The sequence below is a fragment of the Weizmannia sp. CD-2023 genome, assembly GCF_036225245.1.
Taxonomy (GTDB): Bacteria; Bacillota; Bacilli; order Bacillales; family Bacillaceae_C; genus Weizmannia; species Weizmannia faecalis.
In genome coordinates this window covers 1-15837 of the sequence record NZ_JARTJQ010000082.1, presented here as the reverse complement: position 1 = coordinate 15837, position 15837 = coordinate 1, and the positions used below count along the sequence as shown (strand labels likewise).

The following is a 15837-nucleotide window of genomic DNA, read 5'->3' as shown; positions in this document are numbered from 1 at the left end:
CTGCTTTTTCATATTTTCATATATTTTGCTCCACTGCATCCAGTTCAAATGCTTCGTGCAGGCACCGGGCGGCCCGGACCATTTCTTTTGCATCGACAACGGTGGACACTTTGATTTCGGACGTGCTGATCATTTTAATGGCAATGCCGTGGTCTGCCAGCACCTGGAACATTTTTGCCGCAACGCCCGGGTTGGAAACCATGCCCGAACCGATGATGGACACTTTTGCGAGGCCGGTTTCCGTTTCAAAATGGTCAATGCTGAGGGCTTCTTTCCCGGCTTCCAAAAGATCGGCCGTTTCTTTCAGATCTTTATCTTTTATCGAAAAAGATAAATACGTTTTATGGTCCGCTGTCTGGTTCTGGATAATGATATCGACATCAATATGGTGTTCCGCCAGTGTCGTAAAAATATCCGGCAAATTGCGGAAGCCGTTTTCCAGTCCGAAAATGGTCACCCTTGTAATGCCATCTTCAAATGCAACGCCGCGGACAATTAAGTTTTTTTCCACCGAAACTTCCTCCTCTATTAACGTGCCTTCCTCCCTTTCAAGGCTCGAACAAACGATCAGCGGCACAGCCGCATTTTTGGCAAACTCCACTGCCCTTGCATGCAAAACGCCCGCCCCGAGACTCGCCAGTTCAAGCATCTCATCATAGGATACAGCCTTAAGCTTCCGGGCATTCGGAATATAGCGCGGGTCGGACGTAAACACGCCGGTTACATCCGTGTAGATCAGGCAGCGGTCCGCATGAAGCGCTGCTGCAAGCGCCACTGCCGTTGTATCTGAGCCGCCCCTACCGAGTGTCGCAATTTCGCCTTCTGGGGTGATGCCCTGAAACCCGGCGACGATTACAATTTGCCCGGCTGCCAGACGGGATTTGATTTTTTCAGTCCGGATTTCCGTGATCCGGGCGTTTCCGTGCACGGGTTCCGTTATAATGCCGGCCTGCCATCCGGTATAAGAAACGGCATCGTAGCCTTGATCGATCAGTGCCATGGCGACAAGCGAAATCGTCACCTGTTCGCCGGTTGAAAGCAGCATATCCATTTCGCGTTTTGCAGGATACGCAGAAAGTTCATTTGCAAGCCCGACAAGCTGGTCCGTTGTTTTGCCCATCGCGGAAACAACGACGACAACATCATGGCCCTTTTCCTTTTCTTCAATAATCCGGTTGACCGTATTCCGGATCCTTTCCACATTTCCAACCGAAGTTCCCCCGAATTTCTGAACAATGATTCCCAATAACTCCGCCACCTTCTGCAGTTTATAAGTAAAATGAGGCTGTCAGAGTGAAAGCAAAGCAACTTGGCGCCCATTTAAAAAAAGCAATGAGAACGGATATCTCATCGCTTTTGCATACGCGGGTACGCAGTCATTCCTGTGAGATAGCGCTCCAAGACATTTCATCCTGACAGTTCCGGACTTTTTCAGTACAGAACCAGCAAAAACGGCATTGAGACCATTTTCACTTCGGCAAAACTTCCTTTCAGAAACGATCCCGGAAGCCCAATCTTCTCCCGTTCCTTACTCTTAAGTTTTGCGCCTCTATCATGTAACGGCTTTGCCGGACGCCGGGATGACCGCTCCCGAAAGTCTGAAACAAAGCTTGCCATATGAAATTATCATGATTATACCATATACAGAAAAACCCTGCCAGGTTATTCTTGTAATTTTTTGATTAATGCTTCGGATACGGGACGCGGGATGCCCGCTTCCACAAATTCTTCCAGCTTTGCTTGTTTCATTTTCTTCAAGGAGCCAAAGTGGCGAAGCAGTTGTTTTTTCCGTTTCGGCCCGATGCCCGGAATATCGTCAAGCGCCGATTGAAAAGCGGATTTTCCGCGCAATTCCCTGTGGAAGGTAATCGCAAACCGGTGCACTTCATCTTGGATGCGCTGAAGCAGGTAAAATTCCTGGCTGTTCCGCCCGAGCGGCACAACTTCCAGCGGGTTGCCGAACAAAAGCTGCGATGTATTGTGCTTCTCATCCTTTGCCAGGCCGCCGATCGGGATCTCAAGCCCGAGCTCATTTTCAAGCACATCCCTTGCCGCGTCAATTTGCCCTTTTCCGCCGTCAATAATGATGAGATCCGGAAGCGGCAAGTTTTCCCTTAGGGCACGGATGTAACGGCGGCGGATCACTTCGCGCATCGATTCATAATCATCCGGTCCTTCCACTGTTTTGATTTTATATTTGCGGTATTCTTTTTTTGCCGGCTTACCGTCCACAAACACGACCATCGCCGAAACCGGGTTTGTCCCCTGGATATTCGAATTATCGAACGCTTCAATCCGGTGCGGCGTGTAGATGCCGAGCTTTTCGCCAAGATTTTCAACGGCTTTGATCGTTCGTTCCTCGTCCCGTTCAATCAACGCGAATTTTTCCTTCAATGCAATCTTTGCGTTCTTCTCGGCCATTAACACGAGTTCCCGTTTCTGGCCTTTTTTCGGCTGGAGCACTTTGATTTCGAGCAGTTGTTCCGCCAGTTCCCGGTCTGCTTTTTCCGTAATCAGCACTTCTTTCGGCTTAATATGTTCCGGTTTGGCGTAAAACTGCCCCAAATAGCTCAAAAATTCCTCCTCCGGCTCATCGTAAGACGGAAATAGCGAGACATCCCGTTCGATCAGCTTTCCTTGGCGCATGAAAAAGACCTGGACGCACATCCAGCCTTTATCCACTGCGTAGCCGAAAATGTCGCGGTCCGTAAAATCCGTCATTGTAATTTTCTGTTTTTCCATCGTCATTTCAATATTGGCGATCTGGTCACGGTATTCTTTTGCCCGCTCAAATTCAAGCTTTTCTGCAGCCTCATGCATTTTTTCTTCCAGTTCTTTTTTGATTTCCGTGTAACCCCCGTTCAAAAAGCGGGTAATTTGATCGGTGATCTCTTTGTATGTTTCTTCTTTCACCTCATTGACGCACGGCGCAAGACACTGGCCCAAATGGTAATAAAGGCAGACGCGGTCCGGCATATTGGTGCATTTCCGCAAAGGATACAACCGGTCCAGCAGCTTTTTTGTTTCATTGGCCGCCTGCACGTTTGGATACGGGCCGAAATATTTGCCTTTATCTTTTTTCACTTTCCGGGTGGTGATCAGACGCGGGTGGCGTTCATGGGTCAGCTTAATATACGGGTATGTTTTATCATCTTTCAGCATGATGTTGTATTTCGGGTCATGCTTTTTGATTAAATTAATTTCAAGAATAAGGGCTTCAATATTGGAAGAAGTGACAATATACTCAAAGTCTTCGATCTCGCTGACAAGCCGCTGCGTTTTTGCGTCATGCGAACCGGAAAAGTAAGAGCGGACACGGTTTTTTAAAATTTTGGCCTTCCCGACATAAATGATGGTCCCCTGTCTGTCTTTCATTAAATAGCAGCCGGGTTGGGCGGGCAGGAGGGCAAGTTTATTGCGGATCGTCTCGTTCAATTTCTCTTCACCTCAAAATCCTGCGTTCTGTAAAAAACCCGGACCACAGCCGGCCCGGATTTTAAAATGCATTTGCGCACGGCTTGAAGCCGCGCATTTATTGTATTATAAATGTTTGTTCACTAATTCTTGCAAAGCTTCTTTCGGCTGGTAACCGATCACTTTGTCGACCGGTTTGCCATCTTTCATGAGAACAAGGGTCGGAATGCTCATGACGCCGAATTTGCTGGTCGTTTCCTGATTCTCATCCACGTCTACTTTGACGATTTTCACCTTGTCGCCCATTTCAGCATCAATTTCTTCAAGTACCGGTGCAATCATTTTGCACGGACCACACCATGTTGCCCAAAAATCCGTTAATACCAAACCTTGGCTGACTTCCTGCTCGAAAGTCGCGTCGGTAGCATGTGTAATTGCCATATTGAAAGAACCCTCCTAAATCAAACTATTACTGCTTGGGATAAGTATATCATCCTTTATCATATGTTGCGAACAATTTGTCCGGTCCGGAAAAAGCAGTAATGATTTTATTATTTTATACCCTTTTTTCACGAATATCCAACAGAAAACAGGCCCGGAACGAATTTTTTTCGTCCGGGCCCGGGATTACGCCGATGTGACTTTTAGTTTTTTGATTTCCTCTGTGAGAAGCGGGACCACTTCGAACAGGTCGCCGACGATGCCGTAATCCGCCACGTTGAAGATGTTCGCTTCCGGGTCTTTGTTAATGGCCACAATCACTTTTGAGTTGGACATGCCGGCCAAATGCTGGATGGCGCCGGAAATACCGCATGCGATATACAAATCCGGTGTAACCACTTTGCCCGTCTGCCCGATTTGCAGGGAATAATCGCAGTAGCCGGCGTCACATGCGCCGCGCGAAGCCCCAACCGCGCCGCCGAGCACATCGGCAAGCTCTTTCAGCGGTTTGAAGCCGTCCGCGCTTTTCACGCCGCGGCCGCCTGAAACGATGACTTTCGCTTCCGAAAGGTCAACCCCTTCACTTACTTTCCGGACCACTTCTTTGATGATCGTGCGTAAATCTTTAATTTCCGCTTCGACGGTTTCAATGTCCCCTGTCCGCGATTCGTCTTTTTCAAGCGGGCTGATGTTGTTCGGCCGAATGGTCGCAAAGATGACCCCGTCTGTTACGATCTTTTTCTCAAACGCCTTGCCGGAGTAAATCGGGCGGGTAAAGACGACATGTTCCCCGGCTGATTCCACTGCGGTTGCGTCCGAAATCAGGCCGGCATCCAATTTAGCCGCTACTTTCGGGGCCAGGTCTTTGCCAAGCGCCGTATGGCCGATTAAGATGCCATCCGGCTTTTCAGATTCGACAATCGCAAGCAATGCTTGGGAAAAACCGTCTGAAGAATAGCTTTTCAGCTTCTCGTCTTCCACCACGGCAACACGGTCAGCACCGTATTGAATCATGTCTTTCCCCAAATCTTTCACAGCGTCCCCGATCAAAACGCCGACCACTTCCCCGCCTTCTGCTACCGTTTTTCCGGCGGCAATGGTTTCATATGATACATTGCGGAGCGATCCGTCACGGACTTCCCCCACTACTAATACTTTTCGACTCATGCTGATCCCCTCCATTTCCGGTTTCTTCGCTTAAATCACTTTTGCTTCGGTATGCAATAATTGGACAAGTTCTTTTACTTGGTCGGCAATTTCGCCTTCAAGCACTTTTCCTGCTTCTTTTTTCGGTGGCAGGTAAACCTCGATCGTTTTGGTTTTCGGCTCCACGTCTTCTTCTTCAAGGTCAAGGTCATCCAGTTCCAGCTCTTCAAGCGGTTTTTTCTTCGCTTTCATGATCCCCGGGAGCGAAGGATAACGCGGCTCATTTAAGCCCTGCTGCGCTGTGACGAGCAGCGGAAGGGTCGTTTCAATGATTTCGGAATCCCCTTCGACATCTCTTGTGACCGTCGCTTTGTCGCCATCAATTTCCAGATTGGTGATCGTCGTGACATACGGGATACCGAGCAACTCCGCCACCCGCGGGCCGACTTGTCCGGAAGCGTTGTCAATGGCGACATTCCCGCCGATAATGAGATCCGGTTCCTGCTCTTTTAAATAAGCGGCGAGCACTTTTGCCGTTGTGACCTGGTCGCTTGCTTCCACATCGTCTTCAATATTAATGAGGACTGCTTTATCCGCACCCATCGCAAGTGCCGTCCGCAATTGCTTTTCGGCTTCTTCATTGCCGACTGTGACAACTGTGACTTCGCCGCCCTGGGCATCGCGTACCTGGATGGCCTCTTCAACGGCGTATTCATCGTACGGGTTGATGATATATTCTGCCCCGTCATCCTGGATGCGGCCGTTTGCAATCGCAATCTTTTCTTCTGTGTCAAAAGTCCGTTTTAATAATACGAAGATATTCATGCCGTTCCCTCCCTAAATCGTTAAAAAATAAAATCTTTTAAGCGCATACAAATCAAAAAATGTTAGGCCCCTGTAAAACGCGGTTCCCTTTTTTCAATAAAAGCTTTGATGCCTTCCTCTGCATCTTTTGAGCCGAACAGCTCAAGAAAACGTGCGGATTCCTGCTCCAAGCCTTTTTCGTAATCGTTTGTTTTTGAATAATTGACGAGTTCAATAGAGGCTTTCAGGGCCAGCGGGCTTTTCTTTGCAATTTTTTCAGCCAGCGCCTTTGCTTTCGGGAGCAATTCCTCTTCCTTATAAGCATGGTTTGCAAGCCCCTGCTGCACGGCCTCCGTTCCGGTCAGCGGTTCGCTTGTCCACAGCATTTCAAACGCTTTGCCGCGTCCGACATACCTTGGCAGCCGCTGCGTTCCGGCAAAACCCGGCACGAGTCCGAGGCTCAGTTCCGGGAGGCCGAGTTTTGCATTTTCTGTGACAAGACGGATATGGCACGCCATCGCAAGTTCGAGCCCGCCGCCAAGTGCCGCGCCGTGGATTGCGGCGATGACCGGTTTCGGGAACGCTTCCACTTTTTCGAATAATTCCTGACCGGAAACCGCAAGCGCATCGGAGCCGCCCGATTCCCTTAATTGGACAAATTCTTTAATATCCGCTCCTGCCGAAAAAAATCTTCCTTTCCCGTAAAGGAGTACGACCCTGATTTCAGGATCGTTTTCAAGCTGGCTAAACGCTTGCGCAAGTTCTTTTAAAAGGGCCTGCGCAAGCGCGTTGGCAGGCGGCCTGTTCATTTCAATGCAGGCGACCGCATTTTCCCGTTTGATCGTAATAAATTCCATCCCGTCTCAAACCCCCTTGTGAAAGCTGCGGCATTAAACCGCCGTTTTTTTGCCGCAGCCGTTAATGATCAATTGGTGGACGGGAGCAGCCAGTGAAACGAGGTCGTATTTTTCTTTATTCATCACCCATGTCGTTACCGTTTCATCGACTGTCCCGAAAATCATCTGCCGGACGAGCCGGACGTCAAGCCCGGAATCGAATTCACCTTTTTCCATGCCTTCGCGGATGATTTGGTCAACGAGCGTCAAATATTCTTTCAGCACGCTGTTGATTTTAAGCCGCAGATCTAAATTGGTCTGCCGCAGTTCCAGCTGGGTCACGACCGCCAAATGGTGATCGGCGGCAAGGACTTTGAAGTGGTTTTCGATCATCTTGAGCAACTTTTCGGAAGGGGAAAGGTCCCCTGCAATATATTCGGAAACCTTTTCGATAAACAGCTGCATCTTTTCTTCAAACAAAGAAATCAGGATATCTTCTTTGTTTTTAAAATACAAATAAATCGTGCCGTCCGCTACGCCCGCCTGTTTTGCAATTTTTGAAACCTGTGCCTGATGATAGCCGTGTTGTGCGATAACCACCACTGCTGCATCAATAATTTGTTTGTACTTTGGCCTGTTTTTCCTCACGGGCTATCACCTTTCAATCTCATGATCTGTCAATTTGGCCGACCGGTTTGGAACGGTCGGAAAATGAATGACCATTCATTCATATTTTCATATTATACAGGAATGCAGCATTTGTCAAGTCCTGTTTATAAAAAAATTTCCTTACCCGATCTTCTCTCCTCCATTTTCCATCTTTTCTTTTTCTTCTGCAACCAATGAGCGCCGCAAAATTTTCCCAACGGCCGTTTTCGGCAGTTCATCCCGGAATTCGTAAATGCGCGGGACTTTATATGCCGCCAGATATTGGCGTGCAAACCGGTCCAGTTCTTCTTCCGTTACTGTCATATTGTCTTTCAGCACAATATAGGCTTTGACGGTTTCCCCGCGGTACGGGTGTGGCACGCCGGCAACCACGGCTTCCTGAACGGCAGGGTGCTCATACAGCACTTCTTCGACTTCACGCGGATAAATATTATAGCCGCCTGCAATAATGATGTCTTTTTTCCGGTCGACAATATAAAAATAACCTTCTTCATCCATATAAGCCAAATCCCCCGTAAATAGCCACCCGTCTTTTAGCACTTCCTTCGTTTCTTCCGGGCGGTTCCAGTAACCTTTCATCACTTGCGGCCCTTTTACCGCCAGCTCGCCGACTTCACCGGGCGGTAACTGCCTGCCGTCTTCGAGCGAGCGGATTTCGCAGTCCGTATCCGGCCATGGCACGCCGATACTGCCTTTGACGCGTTTTCCCCATACAAAATTGGCATGGGTGACAGGAGAAGATTCACTGAGGCCATACCCTTCCACAAGCTTGCCGCCGGTCACCCCTTCAAATTTCTGCTGAACTTCTACCGGCAGCGGGGCAGAACCGCTGATGCATGCTTCAATCGATGACAAATCATATTCCTTAATTTTCGGGTGGTTTAAAAGCCCGATATAAATGGTTGGCGCACCCGGAAACAAAGTTGGCCGCTGTTTTTCAATCGTCTTCAGCAGTGACTCCGCATCAAAGCGCGGAATTAAAATCATTTTAAAGCCCTGCATCACAGAAAGAATCAGCACGGTCGTCATGCCGTACACATGGAAAAACGGAAGCATGCCGAGCACCACTTCTTCCCCTTTTTTGGCCCTGTACATCCAGGCATCACACATTGTCGCGTTTGCAATCAAATTGAGATGTGTCAGCATGACGCCTTTTGGCACGCCGGTTGTGCCACCGGTGTACTGAAGAATCGCAAGGTCCTCTTCGATATCGAACGGCGTGTCAAGCGGTTCCGGAATTTCTTCCTTCATGATGTTCTTTAGCAAGTGATGGTGCCCGCCGTGCTGAACCCGTACTGTGACGCCCGTTTGCTTTTTCTGCAGAAACGGGTAGATGACGTTTTTGGGAAAAGGCAAATACTCGCTGATGGCGGTTACAATAATATGTTCGAGATCGGTTTTCTCAAATACTTTTGCCACTGTCGGGTACAGGAAATCAACTGTCAGGATGGCCTTCGCGCCGGAGTCTTTCAGCTGATATTCCAGTTCCCTTTCCGTATATAGCGGATTCGTCATGACGGCTATCCCGCCCGTGTAAAGGATGCCGTAAAAACCGATGACGGCCTGCGGGGAATTCGGGAGCAGCACGGCAACCCTATCGCCTTTTTCCACTCCGAGTTTTTTTAAATACCCGGCAAATTTGAGCGCCGCTTCATACACTTCACGGTATGTCATTTCTTTCCCCATAAAATGGAGCGCTTTTTTGTCAGGATACTGTTCAGCTGCTTCGGTTAAAAATGCACAAACCGGTTTTCGCGGATACGTAAGGGAAACGGGTATTTCCGGCGGATACTGGGACAGCCACGGCCTGTCTGTCATTTGCATCAACTCCATTTTGCATTTTTTATTGACTTATTTTATTATAACGAAAATTGAAAGCGTTGACAATTGTTTGCAGCCGAAACAGGAGAAGGATACGCTCCTTCTCCTTGTTACGGGCTAATCTGCAACAAACAAATAAATGACGCCAAGCAATGCAAAAACAGCACAGCAAACAAGCAAAACCTTTGCCAGCTTTTCGAGAAACAAAAGGCCCTCCCCCTTGCCCTTGAAGATTACTTGAATTCTACAATCGTGACGCCGCTGCCGCCTTCGCCCGGTTCCCCAAGGCGGATGTGTTTTACGGCGCGGTGATGTTTCAAAAATTCCTGTACCCCGTTCCGGAGCGCCCCTGTTCCTTTCCCGTGGATGATCGAAACGCGCGGATACCCAGCTAAAAGCGCATCATCAATATATTTTTCAACTTTTAAGAGCGCATCTTCATAACGCTCCCCGCGCAAGTCGAGTTCCAGGCTGACATGGGAATCGCGCCCCCTGACCGTTGCCAGGTGCTTCTCCGGCTGTTTTTGTTGCGGCGGCCGGATATATTCCATGTCGGATTCTTTTACTTTCATTTTCAAAATGCCCATTTGCACGAGCCACTCGCCGCCTGCCGTTTGTTCAAGCAGCGTGCCTTTCTGGTTGAAACTGAGCACTTTGACTTCGTCGCCCGGCTGGTAGACATGCTGTTTCTTTGCCTTTGCCGCCGGTTTGCGGTCCAGTTTCGGCGCCAGTTCCTCCAACTGTTTTCTTGCATCAATCAGTTCATGTTCTTTCACATTGGCTTTGGATTCAAGCTGCATTTTCCGCAAATCGCGGATAATCTCTTCCGCTTTTTCCTTTGCCTCTTCCACCACTTTTGCCGCTTTTTTCTCCGCTTTTCCATACAGCTCATCGCGGCGGGCATAAAACTGTCTCATTTGTTTTTGCAAATCATGGTGCAGCCCCTCGGCATCCTCCAACAGTTTCTGCGCTTCCTGCCGTTCTTTTTCCGCCTCGCGCCTCGCCGATTCGAGCGCGGCAATCATATTTTCGACCTCGTTCGTGTCCGCGCCGATTAATGATTGGGCGTGTGCAATAACGGACGGGGAGAGCCCGAGGCGCCTTGAGATTTCAAACGCATTGCTCCGGCCGGGAACGCCGATTAAAAGCCGGTATGTCGGGCTTAATGTTTCCACATCAAACTCGACGCTTGCATTGACGACACCTTCGCGGTTGTAGGCGTATGCCTTCAGTTCCGGGTAGTGGGTGGTGGCGACAACGCGGGCCCCCCTTTTGTACACTTCGTCCAAAATTGAAATCGCAAGGGCAGCCCCTTCCTGCGGGTCGGTGCCGGCGCCGAGCTCATCAAACAGGACGAGCGACTGATCGTCGACCCGTTTCAGGATTTCAACGATATTTGTCATATGGGAGGAGAAGGTGCTAAGGCTTTGCTCAATCGACTGTTCATCACCGATATCGGCAAATACTTCTTTAAAAACAGCCATTTCCGAACCGTCCAAGGCGGGAATTTGCAGCCCGGCCTGCGCCATGAGCGTGCACAGCCCGATTGTCTTCAGCGTAATCGTTTTTCCGCCTGTATTCGGGCCGGTTATTACAATTGTCGTATAATCCTGCCCGAGCGTAATATCATTCGGCACCACTTTATCAGCCGGAAGCAGCGGATGGCGGGCTTTGAACATACGGATGGCGCCGTGGTTGTTGATCACCGGTTTCGAACCTTTAATGGACCGGCCGTATAAAGCTTTGGCAAACATAAAGTCAAAATCGGCGAGAATTTCGACGATAGTGTTAAGCTCCCCGCCGGCTGCTGCCACTGCGGCGGACAATTCACTTAAAATCCTTTCAATCTCCTGCTGTTCTTTTAAATGCCATTCACGCAGCTGGTTATTCAAGTCCACGACCGATTGCGGCTCAATGAACAAAGTCTGCCCGGAAGAAGACTGGTCATGGACGATTCCCCCGTAATTTGCCCGGTATTCCTGTTTTACCGGGATGACATAGCGATCATTCCGGATCGTAATAATCGCGTCCGACAGCATTTTCGCCGCATTTTTGCCGCGAATATAGCCTTCCAGTTTTTCACGGATGCGCCGTTCCGTGCCGCGCAGCCCGTGGCGGATTTGGCGCAGCGTTTCGCTTGCAGTGTCCAGTATTTCCCCGTTTTCATCCACCGCATTCCGGATGTCATGTTCAAGCGGAGTAAGGACCGCAATTCTGTCCGCCATGCTTGTTAAGGTTAAGATCGGCAGCGCTGTTTCTTCTTCCGCGATTCCTTCAATAAACCGTTTCATCGTACGGCTGACATGGATGGTGCTCGCAATCTGCACCAGTTCCTGCGGGTTCAGCCTGCCGCCGATCGCCGCTCTTTTCAGGTGGCGGCGGATGTCATAAATGCCTGAAAGCGGCACATGCCCTTTTAAACGCAGTACTTGTGCCGCTTCATCCGTCTCTTCCTGCATCCGGACCACTTCTTCGTAGGAAGAGGAGGGGAAAAGGGCCTTAATTTTTTCGGCCCCAAGCGGTGAAGAAGCGTGCGCAAGCAGCAGATTTTTAATTTTATCAAACTCGAGTGTTTTGATGATTTTATGTTGCATCTATTCGTCCTCCATGCATTCCGGATTCCAGCGTTCCGGAAAACTGCCCTCTTTTCATTGCAGAACGGGAATGGGTCAGTGCTGATGTTTCTGTTTTAAAAAATCAAGGAGTTGTTCTTTCGTATACGTATTGACCACATTTTTCCTTTCAATCCAGCCTTTTCTCGCGGTCCCGACACCAAAAGCGATATTGCCCAGTTCCGCGGTTGCGTGTGCATCGGTGTTAATCGCGATTTTCACACCGGCCGCCTGCGCTTCTCGTGCACGGGCCGCGGACAGGTCCAATCGGGCGGGATCGCCGCTTAATTCAAGGATCGTGCCGGTTTCTTTTGCCCATTGGAAGAGCAGGTCCAAATCAACATCGTACCCCTGCCTTTTGCCGATTAATCTTCCGGTCGGATGGGCAATCATGTCCACATGCGGGTTGAATAAAGCGCTGTGCAGCCGTTTCATGATCTGCGCGCGGCTGTTCCCAAAACCCGAATGGATGGAAGCAATGACGAAATCTAGGCCTGACAGCACATCATCATCAAAATCCAAAGTCCCATCCGGCAAAATGTCCATCTCAATGCCGGATAAAATCAGGATATCCGGATATTTCTCATTTAACCGGCGGATTTCATTCATTTGCCTGATCAAACGTTCACGTGAAAGCCCGCCGGCCACTTTTAAATATTTGGAATGGTCCGTGATCGCGATATATTCGTACCCTCTTTTTCTGCATGCATTGACCATGTCTTCAAGCGAATCTTTCCCGTCCGACCAGACAGTGTGCATGTGCAGGTCGCCCTTTATATCATCAAGCTGGACAAAAGGCGTCCCCTTATAGGTTTCCACTTCGCTGCCGTCAGCGCGGATTTCCGGGGGGATGTAAGGCAGCCCATAATGATGATAGAACGAAGCCTCGCTCGGAAAACGGAGCAATTCGCCTGTCTTCGGGATTTTGACGCCGGATTGTGTCAGCCGCTCGCCATGAAGGCCGGCAATCTGCTGCATTTTTTCCAGATGCGCATCCGGCCCTGTTGAAAGAATAAGCGTCAACGCATACAGGTCGGGCTTTGCGATCCGGAAATTGATCCGTAAGCCGGCTTCCCCTTTTAATTTAGCCGTCACTTTTAAACTCCGGATAGAAACAGCTTCCACGACTTCGTTCATTTGAAGAATGTCCTCCGCAACCGATTTTGGATCGAATGTGGAGATGACATAATCAAGTTCTTCTATTCTTTCTTCAAACCGGCGGATGCTGCCGGCGCGCGAATAGGTTTCTATTTTCCTGTTTCCGGACAGCGTTTCTTCGATCAGCAGAAGAACCGGCAGCAGCCGGCCGATGGTATAGGCCGGTTTCCCCGAAAGCTGGTCAAGCGCGTGCAAAATATTGGACTGCGTCGTTTTTCCAAACCCTTTTAACCTTTCAACTTTTCCTTCTTCACAAGCCTTTCGTAAAGAATCCGCATCTGTAATGCCGAGCTCCCTGTAAAGCCTTGATATTTTTCTGGCACCAAGGCCCTGTATCTGCATGAGCGGAACCAGCCCTTTTGGGACTTCGTCTTTTAATTGTTCAAGCAGGGTGGACCGCCCTGTTTCCACGAACTCTTCGATGACGGAAGCGGTTGTTTTTCCAATATGAGGAATATCCGTAAAACGGCTGATTTCTGACAAGTCACGCCCATCCGCTTCCAAGGCAGATGCAGCCCTGCGGTAAGCCGCGATTTTAAAATGGTTTTCGCCTTTCAATTCCAAGTAAACCGCAATTTGTTCCAGCAGCCGGATGACACTGCGTTTATTTGTCCGCATTCGCCTGCCCCCTTTTTAACTTATTAAGTGAAGGATCGGGTTTTTACCGTTTTCCCGCTACGATGATTGGGAAAGCGCCCTTCCAATGGCCGCACATTTTTTCCAGCAGCATGGGAAGTATTTGAATCCGTGCCCGGCATTCAAGCCCCGTCCGGAAAAAACCAGCATGTACACGGGCGATCCCCTCCATAAAGAAACACTCCCCCGTCGCGAGAAGTGCTGTTTTGAAAAACCCATTTTCAACCCGTTTGCAAATGGTAAACGTGCCGCCCGGGTTTCTATTTCACCCACCATGACGCCACAAGAGCTGAAATATAAGGTGTATTTTTAATCATGCCTTCTGCGACTGCGGATGCCTTGAGCGCGGATTGGATCTCATCCACCGGCAGCAAGGATCCAATATATAAAACGATAAAAATGATCAAGTACAGCTCGGCAAACCCGAGGATGCCGCCCGCCCATCCATTGACTTGTTTGAGTACCGGGAGCTGGGCCAAAAAGGTAAGGGATGACCCGACAATATTTAGAAGTATCCTAACGGCAAAGAAAAGGATGGCAAACGCAATGATCCGGTAAAATGCCGTTTCCATATTGCCCTCGTGCATCAGAAGGGCAAATGAGCTGTCGCTGTTAAAAGAAGGATACGGAATCATTAGCTTCAATTTTTCCGCCAGGTCATCATACAATATGTACGCAACTGCGGAGGCAATTACAAACCCTGTAAGGTGGACAGCCTGCAATATAAATCCTTTCCGCTTCCCGTTCAGGAATCCAAGCATAAGCAAAATGATGATGATCAAATTAACCATTTTCATCTTCATCCTTTTTCAACAATTGTAAATAGTGCTGTTCAAGCAGCTCATACTGCTCTTTCAGTTTTATATAATCATGGACAGCATTTACGGCTGTCAGCACAGCCACTTTGCCAGTATCTAATGAAGGATTCTTCGCGCTTATTTCCCGCATTCTTTCATCAACCATCGAGGCAACCAGGCGAATATGGCTTGCCGGATCCGTTCCGATTATGGTATATTGCTGTCCGTATATGCCAACAGTAATTCGGGTTTTTTCCAATGTTGCCTGCCTCCCCATTTGTAAGAATCCTATTCTCTATCATAGCATGACGGAAAAGCCTTTGTCTAACAATGTCGAACAAATTCAAGGAGATCCTGAAACTGCCGGAGGAATCAAAATGTCAAATACTGTCATTCTCGTTTCAGCTTCAACCATGCAAAAAATGAAACAATCTTATCAAAACAGCCTGTCAGGAAAAGTTCCGTCCTGCGCCGTTTTTGCCGCAAAAATACCAGGCTGCTCCATTACCGGCTATAAGTCCGGAAAAGTTTTATTTCAAGGGCCGGCCGCAGAAACGGAAGCGTCAAAATGGGGACAGCCGCTGGAAAAGAAGCCGGATGCCGCCCGGAGCGCAAAATCTTCCGGCAACCCGCTGCCTCCTGATATCGGAGAGCTTTCCGTCATTGGATCGGATGAAGTCGGAACAGGCGACTTTTTCGGGCCGATGACGGTCGTCAGCTGTTACGTTGAAAAGAAACAGCTCCCGCTTTTAAAAGAACTGGGCGTAAAAGATTCAAAAGGATTAACAGACAGTCAGATTGCCGGATTAGCGAAAGAACTGCTCACCTTTGTTCCGTACAGCCTACTCATTTTACCGAACGAAAAATACAACCGGCTCCAGCAATCGGGCATGTCGCAAGGAAAAATCAAAGCATTGCTCCATAACCGGGCTTTGTACAATACCGCCCAAAAAATTGCGCCGGCAAAACCGGATGCAATTTTAATTGATCAGTTCGCAGAAGCGTCCACTTATTATCGGTATTTGCAGAACGAAAAAATCGTCATGCGTGACGGCGTCTATTTTAGCACAAAAGGGGAAAGCGTCCATCTTGCGGTTGCGGCCGCTTCAATTCTCGCACGCTATGCTTTTGTCCGGGAGTTTGAAAACTTGAGCAAAGAAGCCGGATTTGTTTTGCCAAGGGGCGCCGGTGCACAGGTGGACCGGGCTGCCGCACGGCTCATCAAGGAAAAAGGCATGGCCGCGCTGCCACATTTTGTCAAACTGCATTTTGCCAATACGGAAAAAGCAAAGCGGATCGCGGGCGTGAAATAAAGGATGGTGGGAAAGACATGGGGTGACGATAGGCGATAAATTTTGAAGGAAAGGCGAACGAGGAGGGACGTTAAGCGAAGGAAACGGAAACGGATGAATTTTCCCGTGCATCTTAACGTAGACGGGGGCTATGGGAAGGAGGGACTTCGTTTTTGCTTGCTTCCTTAACGTAGACGCGCTCTATGTTAAG

At 49.0% G+C, this 15837-nt stretch carries 13 protein-coding genes and 1 riboswitch; of the genes, 1 reads left to right on the top strand and 12 read right to left on the bottom strand.

The genetic code is table 11. The annotated features are described in order from the left end of the window. Nucleotides 1–16: 16 nt before the first annotated feature. The 12 genes from P9687_RS12170 to zapA all read right to left on the bottom strand — a co-directional run bounded on the left by P9687_RS12170 (nt 17) and on the right by zapA (nt 14611). Entirely contained in the window at nt 17–1246 is a 1230-nt protein-coding gene (locus tag P9687_RS12170) for an aspartate kinase (protein ID WP_014097810.1), read from the bottom strand. 136 nt (nt 1247–1382) lie between these two features. Beyond that, nucleotides 1383–1560: riboswitch (Lysine riboswitch) on the bottom strand. A 102-nt stretch (nt 1561–1662) separates the two neighbouring features. After that, nucleotides 1663–3435: an excinuclease ABC subunit UvrC gene (uvrC, locus tag P9687_RS12165; RefSeq protein ID WP_014097809.1), complete on the bottom strand. Its 1773-nt coding sequence runs from the start codon at nt 3433–3435 to the stop codon at nt 1663–1665. 105 nt (nt 3436–3540) lie between these two features. Next, complete coding sequence (trxA, locus tag P9687_RS12160) at nt 3541–3855, bottom strand: thioredoxin (protein ID WP_014097808.1); 315 nt, start codon at nt 3853–3855, stop codon at nt 3541–3543. A 186-nt stretch (nt 3856–4041) separates the two neighbouring features. Continuing rightward, nucleotides 4042–5022 carry an electron transfer flavoprotein subunit alpha/FixB family protein gene (locus tag P9687_RS12155; RefSeq protein ID WP_014097807.1) on the bottom strand — a complete coding sequence of 327 codons (981 nt, stop codon included), beginning with the start codon at nt 5020–5022 and terminating at the stop codon, nt 4042–4044. Nucleotides 5023–5052: 30 nt separating this feature from the next. Beyond that, nucleotides 5053–5826 carry an electron transfer flavoprotein subunit beta/FixA family protein gene (locus P9687_RS12150; RefSeq protein WP_035188319.1) on the bottom strand — a complete coding sequence of 258 codons (774 nt, stop codon included), beginning with the start codon at nt 5824–5826 and terminating at the stop codon, nt 5053–5055. A gap of 62 nt (nt 5827–5888) precedes the next feature. Then, entirely contained in the window at nt 5889–6662 is a 774-nt protein-coding gene (locus P9687_RS12145; protein ID WP_328220565.1) for an enoyl-CoA hydratase, read from the bottom strand. Nucleotides 6663–6695: 33 nt separating this feature from the next. After that, nucleotides 6696–7289, bottom strand: coding sequence for a TetR/AcrR family transcriptional regulator (locus P9687_RS12140; protein ID WP_014097804.1), 594 nt, complete (start codon nt 7287–7289; stop codon nt 6696–6698). Nucleotides 7290–7430: 141 nt separating this feature from the next. Beyond that, nucleotides 7431–9128: an AMP-binding protein gene (locus P9687_RS12135; RefSeq protein WP_168986083.1), complete on the bottom strand. Its 1698-nt coding sequence runs from the start codon at nt 9126–9128 to the stop codon at nt 7431–7433. Between the two features lie 236 nt (nt 9129–9364). After that, nucleotides 9365–11725: an endonuclease MutS2 gene (locus P9687_RS12130; protein WP_168986084.1), complete on the bottom strand. Its 2361-nt coding sequence runs from the start codon at nt 11723–11725 to the stop codon at nt 9365–9367. A 75-nt stretch (nt 11726–11800) separates the two neighbouring features. After that, the gene (gene polX / locus P9687_RS12125) at nt 11801–13519 is read right to left on the bottom strand and encodes a DNA polymerase/3'-5' exonuclease PolX (RefSeq protein WP_168986085.1); all 1719 of its coding nucleotides are present in this window, start codon (nt 13517–13519) and stop codon (nt 11801–11803) included. Between the two features lie 278 nt (nt 13520–13797). Then, entirely contained in the window at nt 13798–14334 is a 537-nt protein-coding gene (locus P9687_RS12120; protein WP_080738175.1) for a CvpA family protein, read from the bottom strand. Further along, entirely contained in the window at nt 14321–14611 is a 291-nt protein-coding gene (gene zapA, locus P9687_RS12115) for a cell division protein ZapA (RefSeq protein ID WP_013859878.1), read from the bottom strand. The genes P9687_RS12120 and zapA overlap by 14 nt, the downstream gene beginning before the upstream one ends. Before the next feature lie 100 nt (nt 14612–14711). Between zapA and rnhC the strand changes: the two genes are divergently transcribed. Continuing rightward, nucleotides 14712–15647 (top strand): ribonuclease HIII, encoded by a 936-nt coding sequence (gene rnhC, locus P9687_RS12110; protein WP_026684053.1) that lies wholly within the window; start codon nt 14712–14714, stop codon nt 15645–15647. The last annotated feature ends 190 nt before the right edge of the window (nt 15648–15837 follow it).

What these genes read in the sequence shown, in the direction of transcription:
- rnhC (WP_026684053.1), top strand. Translation starts at nt 14,712, where the DNA reads ATGTCAAATACTGTCATTCTCGTTTCAGCTTCAACCATGCAAAAAATG.
- zapA (WP_013859878.1), bottom strand. Translation starts at nt 14,611, where the DNA reads ATGGGGAGGCAGGCAACATTGGAAAAAACCCGAATTACTGTTGGCATA.
- P9687_RS12150 (WP_035188319.1), bottom strand. Translation starts at nt 5,826, where the DNA reads ATGAATATCTTCGTATTATTAAAACGGACTTTTGACACAGAAGAAAAG.
- P9687_RS12145 (WP_328220565.1), bottom strand. Translation starts at nt 6,662, where the DNA reads ATGGAATTTATTACGATCAAACGGGAAAATGCGGTCGCCTGCATTGAA.
- P9687_RS12120 (WP_080738175.1), bottom strand. Translation starts at nt 14,334, where the DNA reads ATGAAAATGGTTAATTTGATCATCATCATTTTGCTTATGCTTGGATTC.
- P9687_RS12155 (WP_014097807.1), bottom strand. Translation starts at nt 5,022, where the DNA reads ATGAGTCGAAAAGTATTAGTAGTGGGGGAAGTCCGTGACGGATCGCTC.
- P9687_RS12135 (WP_168986083.1), bottom strand. Translation starts at nt 9,128, where the DNA reads ATGACAGACAGGCCGTGGCTGTCCCAGTATCCGCCGGAAATACCCGTT.
- polX (WP_168986085.1), bottom strand. Translation starts at nt 13,519, where the DNA reads ATGCGGACAAATAAACGCAGTGTCATCCGGCTGCTGGAACAAATTGCG.
- trxA (WP_014097808.1), bottom strand. Translation starts at nt 3,855, where the DNA reads ATGGCAATTACACATGCTACCGACGCGACTTTCGAGCAGGAAGTCAGC.
- P9687_RS12130 (WP_168986084.1), bottom strand. Translation starts at nt 11,725, where the DNA reads ATGCAACATAAAATCATCAAAACACTCGAGTTTGATAAAATTAAAAAT.